The organism is Halobacteriovorax sp. GB3 (genome assembly GCF_028649655.1).
Classification (GTDB): Bacteria; Bdellovibrionota; Bacteriovoracia; order Bacteriovoracales; family Bacteriovoracaceae; genus BSW11-IV.
In genome coordinates this window covers 859,727-877,230 of record NZ_JAQSLN010000003.1, presented here as the reverse complement: position 1 = coordinate 877,230, position 17,504 = coordinate 859,727, and the positions used below count along the sequence as shown (strand labels likewise).

Below are 17,504 nucleotides of genomic sequence, written 5' to 3'. Positions count from 1 at the left end.
GAAGTAGGTCTTTTATAGGCCTACTTTTTTTTGCTATACTTGAGAGAATGGAAAATAACGGCCTCAAATTATTAAAAGACGAACTTTTAAAAAGACAGAATAAGAATCCTCATTATTCCCTGCGCTCTTTTGCCAAGTTTTTAGAAGTGGCCCCTGGTGCTCTTAGTGAAATTCTCTCTGGAAAGAGAGCTCTTAGTACTAAGATGACATTGAAGATTTCTAAAAAACTTGGTCTCTCAAATATGGAAGTCAAGGAACTCTTTGTTGAGGGCAATTTCCAAAAGAGAAGAGAGCTAATGCTAGAGAGTGACCTTTTTAATGTTATTTCTAATTGGTATCACTTTGCTTTATTAAACCTAATCGACACAAAAGACTTTGTCTGGTCTGTAACATGGATCTCAAAGAGGTTAGGGATATCTATTTTACAGGTTAAAGAGTCTCTCGAATTGTTAGAGAGAGTTGAGCTTATTAGAAAAAAAGAAAGTACATATGAAGTTGTTGAACACGGTACGATCAAGTCTCCAGAAGGAATTCCATCTGAGGCGATAAAGAAATATCACGATACTATACTGAGTAAGGCCAAGAATTCTCTTTATGAGCAGGATATTGAAGAGAGGGATATTTCAGGTATTTCTTTTGTTCTGAATCATAAAGACTTGGAAAATTTAAAAGAAGATATAGCTCGTTTTCAAGATGAAATTATTGAAAAGTATGGACAGGGAAAAAAGGAAGAGGTTTATCATTTAGAAATGGCCCTCTTTAGAATGAGTGAGAAAGAATGAAAAAAGTTGTAATGTTGTTAGTTTTAATGGTTCAAGTTAATTCTTTTGCTCTTCCTACAAAGGTTGGTAATGGCGATGATGGCAGTGATTTATCTGGATTTGTAGAAGTTAAAGAAGGGGTTCTTTTAGAGACAAGAGAGCTTGCGCTAGAGCTTCTTAAGTCTCTTAACACAAGAGGACTTCCACTTTTAGGGCATTTGATTGATGAACTGGCCCATACAAGAATTTATCTCACTAGATCTAATTTAGAAACGGCTCGCTTAGAGGAACTTGGTGCATTTCATGCTAATTCTAAGAAGCTTATTTACGCTCGTACTTTTCCAAGGGCCTATGCGGCCACAAGGTTTTTCCCGATTTCTCTATCATTAAAAAAAGAACAACTGATTGCGCTGCATATTCATGAGGCCCTTCATCGTTCTCTTCCAAAGGAGATTAGAGAGAATGAGCAAATTGTTAGTGAAATTACGATCGAGCTGACTGATCCAAAAGCTAATCATGACCAACTCTATACTTATCTCAAGGGAGTTCACTTTGATGAGCAAGAGGGAAGAGTGAGTAAGAATCTTATTTTAGAATATTCACTAGATGCTCTTTTAAATAATCGATACGCTGAAAATAATCACGACTTCTCTCATGAGTTTCAAGTGACACTTCGACCTTCAAGTTTCCTTGATCAATACACTGTCGAGGCCATGGGGGGGCTTGAAATTTTGAATAAGAATAGTGAAGTTGAAATTTCGCGCCTTCTTATTGGTGGACGTCTGGTAAAGCGATCAAATGCTTTGAGATCAACTTTTGAAATTCTCCATTCTCTCTCTCTTATTGATCGAAATAAGGCGCTTCATCCAATTCTTGGACGAGATGAAACGAAATTCTTATTTCACTTTAGTGGTATTAAAAACTCATTCTATGGTGAAAATCAACTGTCCTACACTCTCGCCCATAATACAGGACAGGAAGACATTGATAATGAACTCTCTTTGTCTGGAAAAGTTTATTACCTATATCAAATGAATTTTTCGTTTGGGATTAAAGGGGAGATATCTACTCGTCTAGCTGAGCAGGCAAGGAAGAGTCTCATCTCGCTTGGGCCATCGATTCGTTATAATTCGAAACTTGGTCTCTTTAAAGTTGCCTTTGTAAAAGTTTTAAGTTCGATGAGTGAATACGATCACTACTATTTTAGAAAAAGAAGTAGTGACCGTTTAGAATTAAATTATGTGAAAGAGTTTTAATTTTCTAAGCTATAACTTTTTAGAATTTTCGCTTCGAGGTCGAGAAAATCAGTTAGAATCGAGTCTGACTTCTCGCAAAAGAGAACTTTGTATTCATTATTTTCAAGATTCATAAGAACTGATCTGCACTTCTTCCCATTGAACTCTACGAGATCAACACGCTCAATTTTTGCCAGTTCTTTACAGCCAGAGGCGGCGTGAGGAATGTGATTATCATTGAAAGAGTTGAGATTAACCTGAGCTTTTTTAGAGAGACCTCTTAGGAGCTCAATTCCAAAATTGTCTTGTGTATATCCATTAAAGTGCTCTGAGTAATTTCCCTCAATGTCATGTCTAGAAATTCTTCCTGTAAGCGTTCCTGGGCTCAAGAGCTTGTATGTTTCTAATTTAATTTGATCTTCTTTTGCCTTTTGAAAGAGTTCAACACATTGCTCTTTTGTATTCTCTTCAACAATTGTGACCTTGTAGTCTTTCTTTCCAAGTTGGATTTGACCCATATTCTCAACAACGCGCCCTAGTGTAGGATGCTGATCGATTAAGTCCAGAAGACTTGCTTGCGAGGGAATAGATAAAACAAGAAGTGTTGTTAGAAATAACTTTTTCATAGGTCTCCTTAATGATTTCCTTTATTTTGCCAGATATTGACCCTCTTTTGACCGCTTATGTCTTTTCTTCATAGGGCGTCAAAAAGTTAGTCATTTGCTTTATGACTCTTTGATAGCTAGAATGGCGCTTTATTAAAAATGAGGAGTTTATATGAGTGTTAACTGGGAAAAAGTCAGTTATATCCTTGGTCAGCAAATTGGTGCTGATTTCAAAAATCAAGGTGTTGATATTAATCTTGAAGCATTTCTTCAATCATTTAGAGAAGCTTTTAACGGTGAACAAATTAAAATGGAGAGTGGAGAAATTACTGAAGTAATGCAAGCTTTCCAAGCACATATGCAGGCTCAAGAGCAAGAGCGTATGCAAAAAGCAGCAGAGATCAACTTAGAAGAGTCACTTGCTTTTCTAGCTGAAAATGCTTCTAACGAAGGTGTTGTAACTCTAGAAAGTGGTCTTCAATACCGTGTTCTTACAGAGGGAACAGGAAAAAAGCCAACGGGTGAAAACTCAGTTGTTGCTCACTACGAAGGTAAGCTAATTAATGGTGTTGTTTTTGATTCTTCTGTTCAAAGAGGACAACCGGCAACATTTCCAGTTAACCGCGTGATCGCTGGTTGGACGGAAGCTCTTCAACTTATGGGAGAAGGGGCCAAGTGGCAACTTTTTATTCCTGCTGAACTTGCTTATGGACAAGCTGGAGCTCCTCCTGCAATTGGTCCAAACCAAGCACTTATTTTTGAAGTTGAACTTTTAGAAGTACAATAATTGAAGGGGCCTATTGGCCCTTTTTTTCTTTATAAGCTTGATAGAACTTCATCATATTATCTCGACGATAAATAAGTTCACGGTATTTTCTTACACCAATTAATTCCTCTATAATTTCTCCCTTTAAATGTTCTATGTTTGAGGCCACTTCCATAAAAGTTTTACCTTCTTTTGTTGAAAAAAACTGGAAGTACTCATCAACACGAATTTTGTCCAGGCCAGTGAGTTGATCTAATTTGTCTTTAACAAAGAGAAAGTCTGGAAGGGCATTGTCGGGAGAACTAATACTTAAAATCTCTTTTCCTCCGAAAGCTTTGGAGTGATCGATAAGAATTAAATCACCATTTTTCTTTCTAAGTAAATTCCCTATGTGGCGATCGTGATTGTCAATGAGATGATCGAAGGCCCTAAGGTAGGCCCATTCAAGTTCACTGATTTGATTTGCATTTTCTATAGGGTCCGCCACTATAAAGTCCTGGAAACTTCCTTTTTCTTCGAGCATATGAACGAATCTGGTTTTAGGAATTGTAATGAAATCAAATAGCTTAGAGAGTTCATAGGCCAGAACTTCAGCTTCTATAAAAGTGTGGAAATTCGATTCATTCTTATAGATTCCCATTGTTCCATCTTTAAGAGTGATTCGTTTCGCTCTTCCTGCAGAGTCTTCTCTCGAATAAGTGAACACCTCTTTGATATTTGAGTCGAAGAAAGTCAGAGTCTCAAAACAATTAGCAAGGCCTTGCTGATTGATGAGGATTAAAAATAGGAATAAAGAAAATCTTTTTATCATTTGTTTATTAATTTGTTCACTGTCAATTGATTAATCAATTTTAAGATCAATTCATTGTCATAAGTCTTTAATATCGTTTATCATTTTACTAAGTAATAACAAGTCCTATGCCAAGTTGAGGAGTATCTTATGAGACTTAATCAGATTGAAAATCAAATCAAAGATAAGATTGAAATGACAAAGAATCTCGATTTCAAACTCCTGTCATGGCAAAATAATGAACTTCGTTTAAGCTGCCCTCTCTCTAAAAATCTCAACCATCATGGTAGCGCCTTCGGAGGTTCTCTTGCCATGGCCGCCATTGTCTCTGGCTATTCTATGACTTTTATGGCCTTAGAAGATGGTCTTGGAAAGGACTGGGGGAAAGATTACGTCCTAGTGATTAAAGACTATTCTTGTCAGTACTTGCGCCCTGTTAAAAATGATATTGAAGCACGCTCAATTGCTAAGAGTTCTCTCATTCAATTTCTTTCTATATTAAAGAGAAAGGGAAAGGCCCGTTTAGAAGTTGAGACGTTTGTTGAAAAAGATGGTGAAGTCCAATTAAAGGCACAGGCCACTTACGTTGCGTATAAAACTTCATAGCGCAACAATCTGATGCATTATCAAAAAGATTAACTTCAACTATTTTCTTTTCGAATTAAACGAGGAGAAAAAAATGAAATGGATCACACTTATTTTCTTAGGCCTAAATATTGGGGCACAGGCACAACTTATAAATCTTAATGAAGAAGAGATCTACCTTGGTAGAGAACTCTATATGGGAAAACCTACGGGAGCTTCATGTTATGTTCAAGTTAAGCAAATACTTCCCCTAGAATCTAAAGGGAGGCATTGTCATCAAATTACAGCACGTATTGGCTTCACTTCAAAAAATGAGAAGCATTACAAAGAAGATGTAACTCTCTATTCTCGAATAACAAATTATCATGAAGCACAATACCCTCATGTAAAGACATGTGCAGAAAGAAATTTAGAGTTTCGTGATGATAGATATTTTGATGTCGATATTCATGGTGAAGATACAACTCATTTATACAATCAAATCTTTAGTGCAGAAGTTAAAGCAAAGGGTCAGCAGCAACATTTCTTTTTAAGCTTCAGTGCAAAAGAGAAGACCCTTTCTAGGGCAAAACTTCACACTCTATCTTGGTTTAGTGAAAAAGATTGGGAATGTGTCAATCTAATCAATGCTAGTCCAAGATAACTCCCTTCAAGAGAGTGCTAGAGAAATGCCAACTCTAGCACTTTTTATTTCGGTGTATATTTTCTCAGTTTTCTTTGCAGACTTTGACGATGGAGACCAAGCATTTTAGCGGCCTTTGTAATATTGCCTTCACATTGTTTTAAAACATATTCAATATGTTCTCTTTCTTTTCGATAAAGAGACATGTCAGTTTCTTCTAGGGCCTTTTGAACTTCTTCTTGATTCCCTTTTAGATGAGCATACAGGCAGTCGATATCAACAGGTTTAATGAGATAATCATCTGCTCCACATTTGATGGCACTGACAGTGGAGCTAATACTTCCATGACCGGTTAAAATAATGAGTCGAGCATTAGGCCATCGCAACTTTAATGTTTCAATAGAGTCGAGTCCATTTTCACTTTCAAGTCTTTGGTCGAGAATAATAGCATCAAATTGGTCTTTGAGTTGATCAATGGATTGAGGAGAAGTTATATGAGTGCATTGGACTTCTTTGAATTCGAGTTCCATTTTAAGCATTGTTGCGAAGTTTTTATCGTCTTCTATAATGAGGACATTCATTGAAAATTCCTTTCTCTTAAAAACTTGAGATGAATACACGTGCCACCTGTTTTATTTTTTGAAATCTTTAGATCTCCCCCCAGAGTTTCCATGAGAAGACTTGCATTATAGAGACCAATTCCAGTACCCATTTTTTTATTCGTATTGAAAGGTTCTCCGAGATTTTCAATAATATAGTCACTTATTGTTTGTCCGTTATCTTGAATGTTCATAAAAACAAACGGAGCTTTACTACCAATTTCAATCTCAATTTGAGTGGCCTTGGCTTCCAAGGAATTTTCAATTAAGTCGATGAGACAATTACTAAAAGGAACTTTTGGCAGTGGAACCTTTTCATTGAGTGAAGAGTGGATTTTATAGTGAAAATCGCTAGGGCAAACTTCTTGCAAAAGAGACTCACAAAAACTTTTAAGAGAAAGAGGGCTTAAAATCTTTTGATCTTCATTTGAATTCATCTCAAGCATGGAGCGAAGTGAATTTTGGCATTGATTGAATGCCGCATTAAGTATCTCTAGATCCTTTTCTGTGGATCGATTTTCATTCATTCTTTTAAGGCAAAAATTCATTGTTCCAAAAGGCGTGGCCAATTCATGGCAAAAGCCAGCAGAGAGGGCTCCAAGGGCCTTTAATTTATCAAGTTTTTGGTTTTGCGCTTTAATGGCCAAGAGTCGCAAAAGCATTTGTCTTAGAGCGTAGGAGAGCCAGCACATAATTGACCAGATAAGAGTGCCTATGATGATAAGACCTATCTGATCACTGAAATTCACCACCGCCTCTAGATTTACGAAATAGGGGGAATAAGATTGAAAGAACAGTGACCACCAAGTAATGATCAAGATTACAAGGCTTTCTTTGAAATCTAGAAACAGGGGGCCTATGACGACACTTAATAAAATGAGAGGGGCCAGAGGATTTTCTTTTCCACCTAGAAAGTAAAAAATAACGCTTGCGCAAAAGAGGTCAAATGCAATTTGCCAAAAGTGAGTTCTTAGGAGAAGGGTCCCTTTTGATTTCAATTGCTGCTCTTGAATATTATTAATGAGAAATGAAAGTGCGAGGACGAAAATGACTTTATAAAACTGCTCAAAATGGACAATTTTTAAGAGTGTTGAAACCATGGCAACTAGCGCCAAAAAACTTCCCATGAGCCAGCGCAAACGAACGTGAATAATCAGGGGAAAAAGATTAGGATTTTCCTCATTTTCTGTGTTCTCTAAATTGAAATCGAGCCATTTTGTGCTAAGCAGAGTTTCTTTAAGCATGGGGCTTTGTAGCAAGATTTTTCACGTTTTAATAGTGGGTGCAACAATTTGCGGCAAATAGTAAAAACAAGGTGGCGTTGTTGTAACAATTTCGTTAATAAAGAGTTATGAAAAAATTAATTCTTATTTGTTTTTTGTTTAGCTTTATTGCTTGTCAAAAAGAGAATCAAATCTCCCTTCAAGGCAAGACAATGGGGACGACTTACTCAGTCAAACTTTCTTCAAATGAAAGTAATCTAGACCAAAATAAGATTCATCAAGATATCGACAAAATTCTCGTTCACGTCAACGCTTTGATGTCGACTTACATTCCAACTTCAGAGATCTCACAATTAAATCAATCAAAAAAAGATATTTGGTTTCCCATTCACAAAGACTTCTTTCACGTTCTATCATTCTCTATGGACGTGGCAGAGAAAACGAATGGTAGCTTTGATCCAACTCTTGGACCTTTAGTTAATCTCTGGGGCTTTGGACCTGATGGAAAGAGAAAGGTTCCATCTCAAGAAGAACTAGAGAGTACGATGAGCGTCGTTGGTCATGATAAGATTGAATTAGATCCAAAGAAGATGGCCGTGAAAAAGAGCCTCGATAAAGTTTATGTGGATTTAAGTGCCTCTGCTAAAGGTTACGGCGTTGACGCTGTCAGTGATTACCTTTTAGCTAAAGGCATCCATAATTTTATGGTAGAAATTGGTGGAGAGATTCGTACAAGTGGTCAAACGAAAGGACGTAGCTGGCGCATAGCAATTGAAGCTCCGCATCCAGATATTGTTCACGAATCTTATCAAAAAGTCCTGCCTATTTCTAATAAGGCCCTGGCCACATCAGGTGATTATAGAAACTTCTTTGTCGAAGGTGGCAAGAAGTACTCGCATACGATTGACTTTAAAACTGGAAAGCCAGCTCGCCATACTTTGGCAAGCGTGAGCGTTGTAGATGAGTCAAGTTGCATGAAGGCCGATGCGTGGGCGACGGCTTTTATGGCCATGGGTCCAGTGAAGGCCTTTGAATTAGCAGAAAAACTACAGGTTGCCGCATATTTTATTTATCGACTGGATGGTCAAAAAGAAGAAGGATTTGTTACTAAAGCGACAAGCGAATTTAAGAAGATGTTTGAAGGGGAGTCTGCCCAATGAAATACTTTATCATTACACTCGGTGTTCTATTAATCACATGTCTCGGTATGGCCGTCGGTTATATTTTTTCTAAAAAAGAACTCAAAGGTTCTTGTGGTGGACTTGGAAAAATTATGGGCGAGGACTGCATGTTCTGCGACAAAAAAGAAGAATGTGACGAAGACCCAGAACTAAAGGGTGAGTGCGTTAAGCTTGAGTGCACGGAAGATGGAAAAGTTGAACTTAGTGTTCAACAATAGCTAAATATTTAGTGTTTTCGAACTCAAATTTTGCGAAGTCTTTTCACCTAGATAAATCTTCCTAGCCTAAAAGAATCCTTCACGAAGTGGTAACTTAGTAATATATTATTACGCGTTTATTTTAAGTTGATTCAATAACTCAGACTTCGGTCTAAAACGGATTTTTACAGCTATGAAAAACCTAGATTTTACCCATCTATCAAGTTCCGACATTACTTACATTGATTCTCTGTATGAGCAGTATCAACAAAACCCTGAAGAGGTTGAGCACTCGTGGCTTAAATTCTTTCAAGGATTTGAATTCGCTGCCAATACTGGAGCAGGTGGTGCAAGTGAAGTTAGTGAAACGAAACTAAGAAAAGAATTTAATGTTTTTAGATTAATCCAGGCCTACAGGTCTAGAGGACATCTTCTTTCTGATACAAACCCTATTCGTCCAAGAAGAGATCGTGATGCAAGAATTTCTCTTTCGTATTACGACCTAACTGAAAAAGACTTAGACTCTGTTTTCATGGTTGGTGAATTTGTTGGACTAGGTCCCTCGAAATTGAAAGATATCGTTGCTCACATGCAAGCAATCTATTGTGGAAAAATTGGGATTGAATTTTCTCATATTAACAACACAGATGTTCGCCGTTGGGTAAGAGAGAAATTTGAAACAGGTGCTAAGTCTGTCAATTTTCCAATCGATAAAAAGAAGAGAATTCTCTCTAAGCTAAATGAAGCGAATGTTTTCGAATCTTTTCTTCAAACAAAGTACACGGGACAAAAACGTTTCTCACTTGAAGGTGGTGAAACGACAATTCCAGCTCTTGATGCTCTTATTAACAAAGGGAGTGAGCTTGGTGCTAAAGAATTTGTTATCGGTATGGCCCACCGTGGACGTCTCAATGTTCTAGCTAACATTATCGGAAAAACATACGAGTATATTTTCTCTGAATTTGAAGGGAACTCAATTGAACAGCAACAGCATCAAGGTGATGGTGATGTTAAATACCACATGGGATTTACTTCAATTAAAAAAGCATCTAATGATGAGGAAGTAACATTAAAAATTCTTCCAAACCCATCTCACCTTGAAACGATCTCTCCTGTTGCTACAGGTTATTGTCGTGCTCAAATAGACATTGCTTACGACAACGATGAATCAAAGATTGTTCCGATTGTTATTCATGGTGATGCAGCCGTTGCAGGACAAGGGATTGTTTACGAAACACTACAAATGTCAGAACTTGAAGGTTATAGAGCTGGTGGTTCAATTCACTTTGTTATCAATAACCAGATTGGTTTTACGACAGACTTCACAGATGCTCGTTCTTCAAACTACTCAACATCTGTAGCTAAAATGCTCGATATTCCAGTTATTCACGTAAATGGAGATGAACCAGAAGAAGTTGTCTTTGCTTGTGAACTAGCAATGGAATTCAGACAAAAATTTAAGAAAGATGTTTTTGTCGATATGGTTTGTTATAGAAAGCACGGACACAATGAAGGGGATGAGCCGAAATATACTCAACCACATCTTTATGGACTTATTTCTAAAGCTAAGAACCCAAGAGAGCTTTACCTAGACAAGCTCCTTACAAGTGGGGCAATGAATAAAGAACTAGCGAAAGAAATGCAAGATGAGTTTAAAAACCTTCTTTCAGATCGTTTCAATAATGTTAAGCAAGCAGAACTTCCTAAGAAGAAAAAAGGACCACACCAAGAGTGGAAAAATCTTCGTTGGTCTAAAGCTGAAGACTTTGATCAATCGCCAAAGACTGCTGTGAAAAAAGCTGATCTAGAAAAAATTCTTGAGGCCATTACAACTGTTCCTGAAGGATTTAAAACTCTAAGAAAAGCGCAAAAACTTCTCGATGGAAGAAAGAAGTTTTTCAACGGTGATGCAATCGATTGGTCGATGGCCGAAATGTTTGCTTATGGATCTCTTCTTATGGAAGGATCAAATATTCGTTTCACTGGTCAAGACGTTATTCGTGGTACGTTCTCACACCGTCATGCAAAAGTTTTTGATGAAAATACAAATACACCATATTGTGGTCTAGACAATATTACAGAAGATCAGGGGAGAGTTCATATTTATAACTCACTTCTTTCTGAATATGCTGTCGTTGGTTTTGAGTATGGATATTCTCAAGGAACGCCACACGCACTCAATATCTGGGAAGCTCAGTTTGGAGATTTCTCAAATGGTGCCCAAATCCTTATTGACCAATTCATCTCAGCTGCAGAGTCTAAGTGGCAAAGAATGAGTGGTCTTGTCCTTCTTCTTCCACACGGATACGAAGGTGCAGGTCCTGAACACTCTTCTTGTCGCCCTGAAAGATATCTTCAAATGTGTGCTGAATACAATATGGTTGTTGGTAACTTTACTAAGCCAGCAAACCTCTTTCACGCACTAAGAAGACAGCTAAAGTGGGAGTTTAGAAAACCACTTGTTGTTTTCACTCCAAAATCACTTCTTCGCCACCCCGCGTGTACTTCAACTGTTGAAGATTTCACTAAGGGGAGCTTTCAAGAGCTTATCGATGATGAAAGTGTTAAGGCCAAAGACGTTAAGAAAGTTCTTTTTTGTACAGGAAAGGTTTTCTACGATCTTCTGAAGAAACAAGAAGAAGATAAGAGAAAGGATGTTGCGATTGTTCGCCTAGAGCAGCTTTATCCTCTTCCTGAAAAGAAAATTGCTGAAGTGCTTAAAAAGTATAAAGGTGCTAGTTGCCTATGGGTACAAGAAGAACCGGTTAACATGGGTTACTGGACATACCTATTAAGATGGCGTGATACTTTCAAAGACTTTGATGTTGTTGCGAGAAAAGCTTCTGCTTCGCCTGCTACAGGTTACTCGGCAACTCACATAAGAGAACAAGAAGAAATCGTTACAAAAGCTTTCAAATAATAAGGATTAAACTATGAGTGTTAAAATTACGATCCCAAGTATTGGTGAATCAATTACAGAAGTTACCCTTGCTTCATGGACTGTTGCTGATGGCGACTATGTTAATGAAGGTGATATTATTGCTGAAATCGAGTCAGATAAAGCAACACTTGAAATGCCATGTGAAGAATCAGGTGTAATTAAGCTTCTCGTAGAAGAAGATACAGACCTAGCTATCGGTGCAACGATTGCTGAAGTTGATACTTCTGCGGCGGCACCTGCTGGTGGTGCTGAAAAATCAGAAGCTCCTGCTGAGGCTGCTCCTGTCGAATCTGCTCCTGCGGCTGCAACGGGTGGAGATAAGAATTATCCTTCTCCTGCTGCGAGAAAGATTCTTGATGAAAAAGGTGTTGATGCTCAATCTGTTTCAGGAACTGGAAAAGATGGAAGAATCACGAAAGCCGATGCTATGAATGCAAGTGCAGCGAAAAAATCAGCTCCTGCTGGTGCTCCTGCACAAGAAGCTCCAAGTGCTTCTGTTGCTTTTTCAAGAGAGCAGAGAGTTGAAAAAATGTCTCGTCTTAGAAAGACAATCGCTTCAAGACTTACTGAGGCTAAAAACTCTACGGCGATGCTAACTACTTTTAATGAAATCGACATGCACAATGTAATGGAGCTTCGTAAGAGATATAAAGAACAATTTGGAAAGAAGCACGACATTGGTCTAGGTTTCATGAGCTTCTTTACTAAAGCTTGTACAATGGCCCTTAAGGACTTTCCTGCTGTAAATGCTCAAATCAATGGCGAAAATATTATTTATCATGACTATGCAGATATTGGGATTGCCGTTTCAACTCCAAAGGGACTTGTTGTTCCGGTGGTTAGAAATGCTGAATCTCTAAGCCTTGCTGGAATTGAAAAAGATATTAAAAGACTGGCCCTTAAGGGGCGTGATGGAAAGTTAACTGTAGATGAAATGCAAGGTGGAACATTCACGATTACTAATGGTGGTGTTTTCGGTTCAATGCTTTCAACTCCAATTATTAATATTCCACAATCAGCAATTCTTGGGATGCACAATATTGTTGAAAGACCTGTTGCTATTAATGGGGAAGTTGTTGTTCACCCTGTCATGATGGTTGCTCTTTCATATGACCACAGAATTATCGATGGTCGTGAATCTGTTGGATTCCTAAAGACGGTTAAGGAATTAATTGAAGATCCAGCAAGAATGCTACTAGACGTTTAATTAAAAAGTTAAGGAAGATATTATGTCTCAAGAATTTGATGTAGTTGTAATTGGTTCAGGTCCAGGTGGTTATGTAGGAGCGATTCGTTGTGCTCAACTTGGAATGAAAACAGCAATTGTAGAAAAGTATAATACACTCGGTGGAACATGCTTAAATGTTGGATGTATTCCTTCAAAAGCGTGGTTAGACTCATCTGAGAGATACCATCAAATGGCCCACGAAGCTGCGGATCACGGAATTGAAACAGGAAAGCTTAAGCTTGATGTTAAGAAAATGAGTTCTCGTGTTGCTAAGGTTGTTGAGGGGATCACTGGTGGTGTTCAATTTCTTATGAAGAAAAATAAGATTGAGGTTTTCCACGGTCATGGTTCTTTTAAAGATGCCAATACTGTTGTTGTTAAAGGTGAGAAAGAAGTTGAGATTAAGGCAAAGAAGTTTATTATTGCCACTGGTTCAAAGCCAACATCTCTTCCTTTTGCTGAAATTGATAAAGAAAGAATCATTACCTCTACGGAAGCTCTTAAGCTTGAAGAAGTACCAAAGCACATGATCGTTATTGGTGGTGGTGTTATTGGTCTTGAGCTTGGTTCTGTTTTCCAAAGACTTGGTGCTGAAGTGTCTGTCGTTGAATATGCAAAAGACATTATCGCCACAATGGATAAAGACTGCTCAAAGCACCTTCAACGTGCTCTTAAAAAAGATGGTATGAAGTTTCATCTTGATCATGGCGTTACAGAAGTAACGAGAAAAGGTAAGAAAGTTATTGTTAAGGCAAAAGCTAATAAAGACGGAAAAGAACTCGTTCTAGAGGGGGATTACTGTCTTGTTGCTGTTGGACGTCGTCCTTACACTGATGGTTTAGGTTTAGAAAATGCTGGTGTGAAAATGGATGAAAGAGGACGCATTGAAACAAATGGTCATCTTCAAACAAGTGCTCCACATATCTATGCGATTGGTGATGTTGTTAAAGGAGCTATGCTTGCTCATAAAGCTGAGGAAGAAGGTGTCTTTGTTGCTGAGCTTTTAAATAATGAAAAGCCACACATTGATTACAACCTTATTCCAGGTGTTATCTATACTTGGCCAGAGGTTGCAGCTGTTGGAAAAACAGAGCAAGAACTTAAGGATTCAAAAGTTCCTTATAAGTCGGGATCTTTTCCTTTTATGGCCTCAGGAAGAGCGAAAGCTTCTAATGAGTCTGAAGGATTTATCAAAGTTCTCGCACATAAAGATACTGATGAAATTCTTGGAGTTCATATGGTTGGTCCAAGAGTTGCTGATATCATCAATGAAGCGGTCGTTGCGATGGAATTTAGAGCTTCTGCTGAAGATGTTGGGCGCATTTGCCATGCTCACCCGACGTATTCTGAAGCGCTTAAAGAAGCGGCCCTCGCCGCAAGTGATAATCGCGCACTCAATATGTAAATATCTGAAAAGAGGTCTGAAAAGGCCTCTTTTTTTTATCTTCTTAAAAATAATTGTTATTTTTTCAAGATCTCTGGCGCAAATTTTATTTATCTTTCATGATGGCCCTTTAAGTCGTTGCTAAAGGAGCTCACAATGAAAAAAATATTTATCATTTCACTTCTTACACTAGGTTCATTAAGTACTATGGCCTTAGATTGTTCAATCGTTAAAAGAGATAATAGTGGAAGTATTTTTAGAAAGATTTCTAAAAAACTTGAACCAGTGAGCATTCCTGGTGGAGAAAAATTATCTGTTGATATTGAAGATGCATATGCCTCTGTTATGTATGTTGATGGAAGAATCACAGCAATGATTACACTGGCCCCTACTTATCAATATGGAAACCTTTCAACGGGCTCTCTTGATCCCAATGGTCGTTATAAACTTTCTTATGTAACGCCAGAGATTAATTACGAATTAAATTGTAAAGAATAAGCAGAGGGCCAGTTAAAAGCTGGCCTTTTTTCTTTGCCCATTTTTGTATTCAATAAGCTTTTGCGGTTCAATAATTATCTTTCTAATTTGATTTTCTAATCTTCTCTCATTCACAATCTTTTTTAATTTTCCATCTGGAATGAGAAGTCCCGTGCATTTTGAAAGAAGAAATCTTCTTTTTGGATAAGTTGATTCCAAGTAAACATGTCTCGCATCAAGGTGACAGGGAACACTGGAGCTAAGGTCACATAGCCATAGATGATCATCGTCTTGAATGATTAATTGCGTATCGCTATCTGAGTGTTTTTTTAATTGGCAAAATTCATCAAGTTCAAGAGTGAGATTGATTTTCTTTTTTTTATTGAGTTCATCAATAAGGGATTTAACTTTTTTATCTAATTCTCTTTTTTCTTCTAGGCGAGAGGAGATTTCTCTGGGTTTAAAAAAATAGAGCATTTGATCATGTCGTGGCATCTTCATTTTTATAGATCTATCCAATTCTAACCAAGAGCAACGCTTAAGCGTATTGATGAGATCTCCATGAGATTCTATAGCAATAATTTGAAGATTATTAGTTTGAGATAATTTCTCTAGGCCATCAAGAAGATGTTCGAGAAGTTCTCCACAGGGAAGATAGAGAAAGTAGTTATCACATATTGGAAATGAATCTTTTAAAAGATCTGATCTTTTAATAGAACCTCTTATTCGACTTGTATCATGGGTTGCTTTTTTAAGGGCCTTTGTTGCCACTTCAACTCGTCTTTCAACTAGCTCCAAAGAGTGGACAGTCCATTGATCGAGTAAGTTTGAGAGGAGTGTACCTTTGCTGTAGCCCGATCCAAGGTCACACAGTGTCTCGCGGGGTTCAATTTGATCAAGTATTGTTTTCCATTCAAAGAAGGATGTGTTGAGGGCAAGAGTGTTGAGTTGCTCGCTGATATAGCTCTCTTGGTTATAGAGATCTTTTTGGGTTTGAAAAATGAAGTTCTCTTCTTTTAAAACATCGAACTCTAAGAGTGATTCAAGTGTTGTTTCAAAGTGAATCAACTTGTCGACATCCTTGTTGCTAATCTTTTCGAGTGAATGAATGTACGAGCAATACCTTTCAAACATCATTTGAAATTTATTAGAAAGTGAATCGTTATTTGAATGTGACATGAAGATACAACCCTATGAAGATCCAATATTTCATGTCATAATAATTTCATGGAGATTTGGATCAGACAAGGGATGGGTTGGTGGCCTCGGCCGGACTCGAACCGGCACGGACTAAAGTCCCGCGGATTTTAAATCCACTACGTCTACCAATTTCGTCACGAGGCCAAAAAGTATAGTAATTTTGAATCATTAACAGTGGGTTGTCAATTGAAAAGGATTTTAATTCTCACTCTTTCATGCATTTTTTTAATGGCCTGTGCAGGCGGGGCATTAAAGTTGAGAAAAAGTGTTCCGAGGGGAACGTGGTTTGATGTCGATAAAAAGTATCGCTATCTCAGTCAGACTAAAGAGATGCGTCTCAATGCCTTTTTTGATGTTCCTTTTAAAGAAAGCAGTGAAACGAAAAATATTTATAACGCTGTTGTTATGACCCCGATGGGTTCACCTTTTATTTATGATTTTGATATTAAAAGTGGCTCACTTTATAAGAAGACTCAAAATTGTGAGTATGAGGATTCGTGGAAAAGATATGGAGGCGACTTATTCTCTCCAAATTTTTCAGTTGGTTTCATCCCTGGCTATCTCGATCAACTAGGTCAGAAGCAAGAAGTTTATATCTTCTCTTCGAAGGGTGCATTAAATGAATATGAGCGCTACAAAGACAATGTTTACTCAATTAGACTCCTTGGCGGTGGGGTTGAGCAATTTTGCGATAGCTTCCCATGCGGTTCTCGCTCTAAGTGGCTCTCAAGAATGGTTCTCTATGCCGTTATTGATGGAGATGAGTCCTTTTCTCAGGTTCAAAATTTAGACGATTTAAAAAAGAAAGTTGATTGGGAAAAGGCCAAGGCCTATATGGAAAACTTTCGCGGTTCCACTATCGAAACGAGCGGGGAGATAAGACCTGCTTATCGATTGCTCAATGATGTGGATTTAACAAAGACTCTCGATTTTATCGCAAGAACAAATCATATCTTCTCTTTTGAGAGCTCAAGGTCTATGCAAAAAAGCTGTCATGCTCTTTATGATTATGTTTGGAGTAACGTAGAAAATATTAGAGAGACTGAAAAGATTAGAAAGGGCGAAAAAGAGAGTAAATATAGAAAGCTAACGAAGAAGCCATCACTCAAAGGTAACGTTTATAACGGTGAAATAAAAGCAAATAGAAGTAAGAAGGAACTTGCTCGCGTTCACGCTAAGAAGTTTCATAAGTTTTTTAAGTACTTCTATCAGAAATATCGTTCAGAATTTATGACTTGTTCGAAATTTGTTCAGATGAGCTCTATTAACGATGATGTTGAGCGTCACTGGTTCTTTTCTTATTTTGCTAGTTACTTTCAGCTAGAATCTCTTGGTTATGTCTATAGCTGCTCAAAGGGAAGTTGGGTTGAAAACCCTGTTCTGAGCAGTGGAAAGAAATTCTATAATGCTCGCGCACTCTTGCATACTTGTAGTGATGAGGAACTTGAGAAGGCCTTTGACCGTAGTATTACAGTAATGAGTGGTAATAAAGGTAATAACCGTGCTCATTATCGTTATATTGAATATGATTCGGGAATTGGTGGAAGTCACAATAAAATGTATAGTTGGGTTTATGAGAGTGGTAAGAAGTTAAGCTGTGAGAAAAAGAGAGATGAGCATATCTTTCCTGAAGATGTAACGTGGAGCCCCATTTCGCCTGAAAAAATTAACTTAAAGGATGGTTATATCTTTTAACAAAGGTTTACAAGT

Annotated in this window: 17 protein-coding genes and 1 tRNA gene; 12 read left to right on the top strand and 6 right to left on the bottom strand. The window is 37.7% G+C overall.

What is annotated here, in order from left to right; all coding sequences use genetic code 11:
* Positions 1-47 precede the first annotated feature (47 nt).
* On the top strand, positions 48-782 hold the full coding sequence (locus HBN50_RS10530; protein WP_273869787.1) for a TIGR02147 family protein: 735 nt from the start codon (positions 48-50) through the stop codon (positions 780-782).
* Positions 779-2,017: a hypothetical protein gene (locus HBN50_RS10525; RefSeq protein WP_273869785.1), complete on the top strand. Its 1,239-nt coding sequence runs from the start codon at positions 779-781 to the stop codon at positions 2,015-2,017. The genes HBN50_RS10530 and HBN50_RS10525 overlap by 4 nt, the downstream gene beginning before the upstream one ends.
* Here HBN50_RS10525 and HBN50_RS10520 read toward each other — a convergent pair.
* Positions 2,014-2,622, bottom strand: coding sequence for a hypothetical protein (locus HBN50_RS10520; protein ID WP_273869784.1), 609 nt, complete (start codon positions 2,620-2,622; stop codon positions 2,014-2,016). The two genes, HBN50_RS10525 and HBN50_RS10520, sit on opposite strands and share 4 nt — an antisense overlap.
* Before the next feature lie 151 nt (positions 2,623-2,773).
* Between HBN50_RS10520 and HBN50_RS10515 the strand changes: the two genes are divergently transcribed.
* Positions 2,774-3,388, top strand: coding sequence for an FKBP-type peptidyl-prolyl cis-trans isomerase (locus HBN50_RS10515; RefSeq protein WP_273869783.1), 615 nt, complete (start codon positions 2,774-2,776; stop codon positions 3,386-3,388).
* Between the two features lie 10 nt (positions 3,389-3,398).
* On the opposite strand, the gene HBN50_RS10510 is transcribed toward HBN50_RS10515, so the two are convergent.
* A complete protein-coding gene (locus HBN50_RS10510) occupies positions 3,399-4,178 on the bottom strand; it encodes a hypothetical protein (protein WP_273869781.1) in 780 nt (259 codons plus the stop codon).
* A gap of 129 nt (positions 4,179-4,307) precedes the next feature.
* Between HBN50_RS10510 and HBN50_RS10505 the strand changes: the two genes are divergently transcribed.
* Together HBN50_RS10505 and HBN50_RS10500 are read left to right on the top strand one after the other, a co-directional pair.
* Entirely contained in the window at positions 4,308-4,763 is a 456-nt protein-coding gene (locus tag HBN50_RS10505; protein WP_273869780.1) for a YiiD C-terminal domain-containing protein, read from the top strand.
* Positions 4,764-4,836: 73 nt separating this feature from the next.
* Positions 4,837-5,385 (top strand): hypothetical protein, encoded by a 549-nt coding sequence (locus HBN50_RS10500; protein WP_273869778.1) that lies wholly within the window; start codon positions 4,837-4,839, stop codon positions 5,383-5,385.
* A 44-nt stretch (positions 5,386-5,429) separates the two neighbouring features.
* Here HBN50_RS10500 and HBN50_RS10495 read toward each other — a convergent pair whose 3' ends face one another.
* Both HBN50_RS10495 and HBN50_RS10490 read right to left on the bottom strand, forming a co-directional pair.
* Positions 5,430-5,945, bottom strand: a complete 516-nt coding sequence (locus tag HBN50_RS10495) for a response regulator transcription factor (RefSeq protein WP_273869776.1) — start codon at positions 5,943-5,945, stop codon at positions 5,430-5,432.
* Positions 5,942-7,207, bottom strand: a complete 1,266-nt coding sequence (locus tag HBN50_RS10490; RefSeq protein ID WP_273869775.1) for a sensor histidine kinase — start codon at positions 7,205-7,207, stop codon at positions 5,942-5,944. Before HBN50_RS10490 ends, HBN50_RS10495 begins: the two co-directional genes overlap by 4 nt.
* 107 nt (positions 7,208-7,314) lie before the next feature.
* On the opposite strand from HBN50_RS10490, the gene HBN50_RS10485 reads away from it, so the two are divergent.
* From HBN50_RS10485 to HBN50_RS10460, 6 genes are all read left to right on the top strand, one after another.
* A complete protein-coding gene (locus HBN50_RS10485) occupies positions 7,315-8,346 on the top strand; it encodes an FAD:protein FMN transferase (RefSeq protein ID WP_273869773.1) in 1,032 nt (343 codons plus the stop codon).
* On the top strand, positions 8,343-8,585 hold the full coding sequence (gene nqrM, locus HBN50_RS10480) for a (Na+)-NQR maturation NqrM (protein WP_273869771.1): 243 nt from the start codon (positions 8,343-8,345) through the stop codon (positions 8,583-8,585). The genes HBN50_RS10485 and nqrM overlap by 4 nt, the downstream gene beginning before the upstream one ends.
* 172 nt (positions 8,586-8,757) lie before the next feature.
* Positions 8,758-11,484, top strand: a complete 2,727-nt coding sequence (locus tag HBN50_RS10475) for a 2-oxoglutarate dehydrogenase E1 component (protein WP_273869770.1) — start codon at positions 8,758-8,760, stop codon at positions 11,482-11,484.
* A gap of 13 nt (positions 11,485-11,497) precedes the next feature.
* On the top strand, positions 11,498-12,712 hold the full coding sequence (odhB, locus tag HBN50_RS10470) for a 2-oxoglutarate dehydrogenase complex dihydrolipoyllysine-residue succinyltransferase (RefSeq protein WP_273869768.1): 1,215 nt from the start codon (positions 11,498-11,500) through the stop codon (positions 12,710-12,712).
* 22 nt (positions 12,713-12,734) lie between these two features.
* Positions 12,735-14,138: a dihydrolipoyl dehydrogenase gene (gene lpdA, locus HBN50_RS10465; RefSeq protein ID WP_273869766.1), complete on the top strand. Its 1,404-nt coding sequence runs from the start codon at positions 12,735-12,737 to the stop codon at positions 14,136-14,138.
* 135 nt (positions 14,139-14,273) lie between these two features.
* Entirely contained in the window at positions 14,274-14,615 is a 342-nt protein-coding gene (locus tag HBN50_RS10460; protein ID WP_273869764.1) for a hypothetical protein, read from the top strand.
* 12 nt (positions 14,616-14,627) lie between these two features.
* Here the strand turns inward: HBN50_RS10460 and HBN50_RS10455 are convergent, their stop codons facing one another.
* Positions 14,628-15,773: a hypothetical protein gene (locus HBN50_RS10455; RefSeq protein WP_273869762.1), complete on the bottom strand. Its 1,146-nt coding sequence runs from the start codon at positions 15,771-15,773 to the stop codon at positions 14,628-14,630.
* A 78-nt stretch (positions 15,774-15,851) separates the two neighbouring features.
* A tRNA-Leu gene (locus tag HBN50_RS10450) sits at positions 15,852-15,938 on the bottom strand.
* Between the two features lie 42 nt (positions 15,939-15,980).
* On the opposite strand from HBN50_RS10450, the gene HBN50_RS10445 reads away from it, so the two are divergent.
* On the top strand, positions 15,981-17,489 hold the full coding sequence (locus HBN50_RS10445; protein WP_273869760.1) for a hypothetical protein: 1,509 nt from the start codon (positions 15,981-15,983) through the stop codon (positions 17,487-17,489).
* The last annotated feature ends 15 nt before the right edge of the window (positions 17,490-17,504 follow it).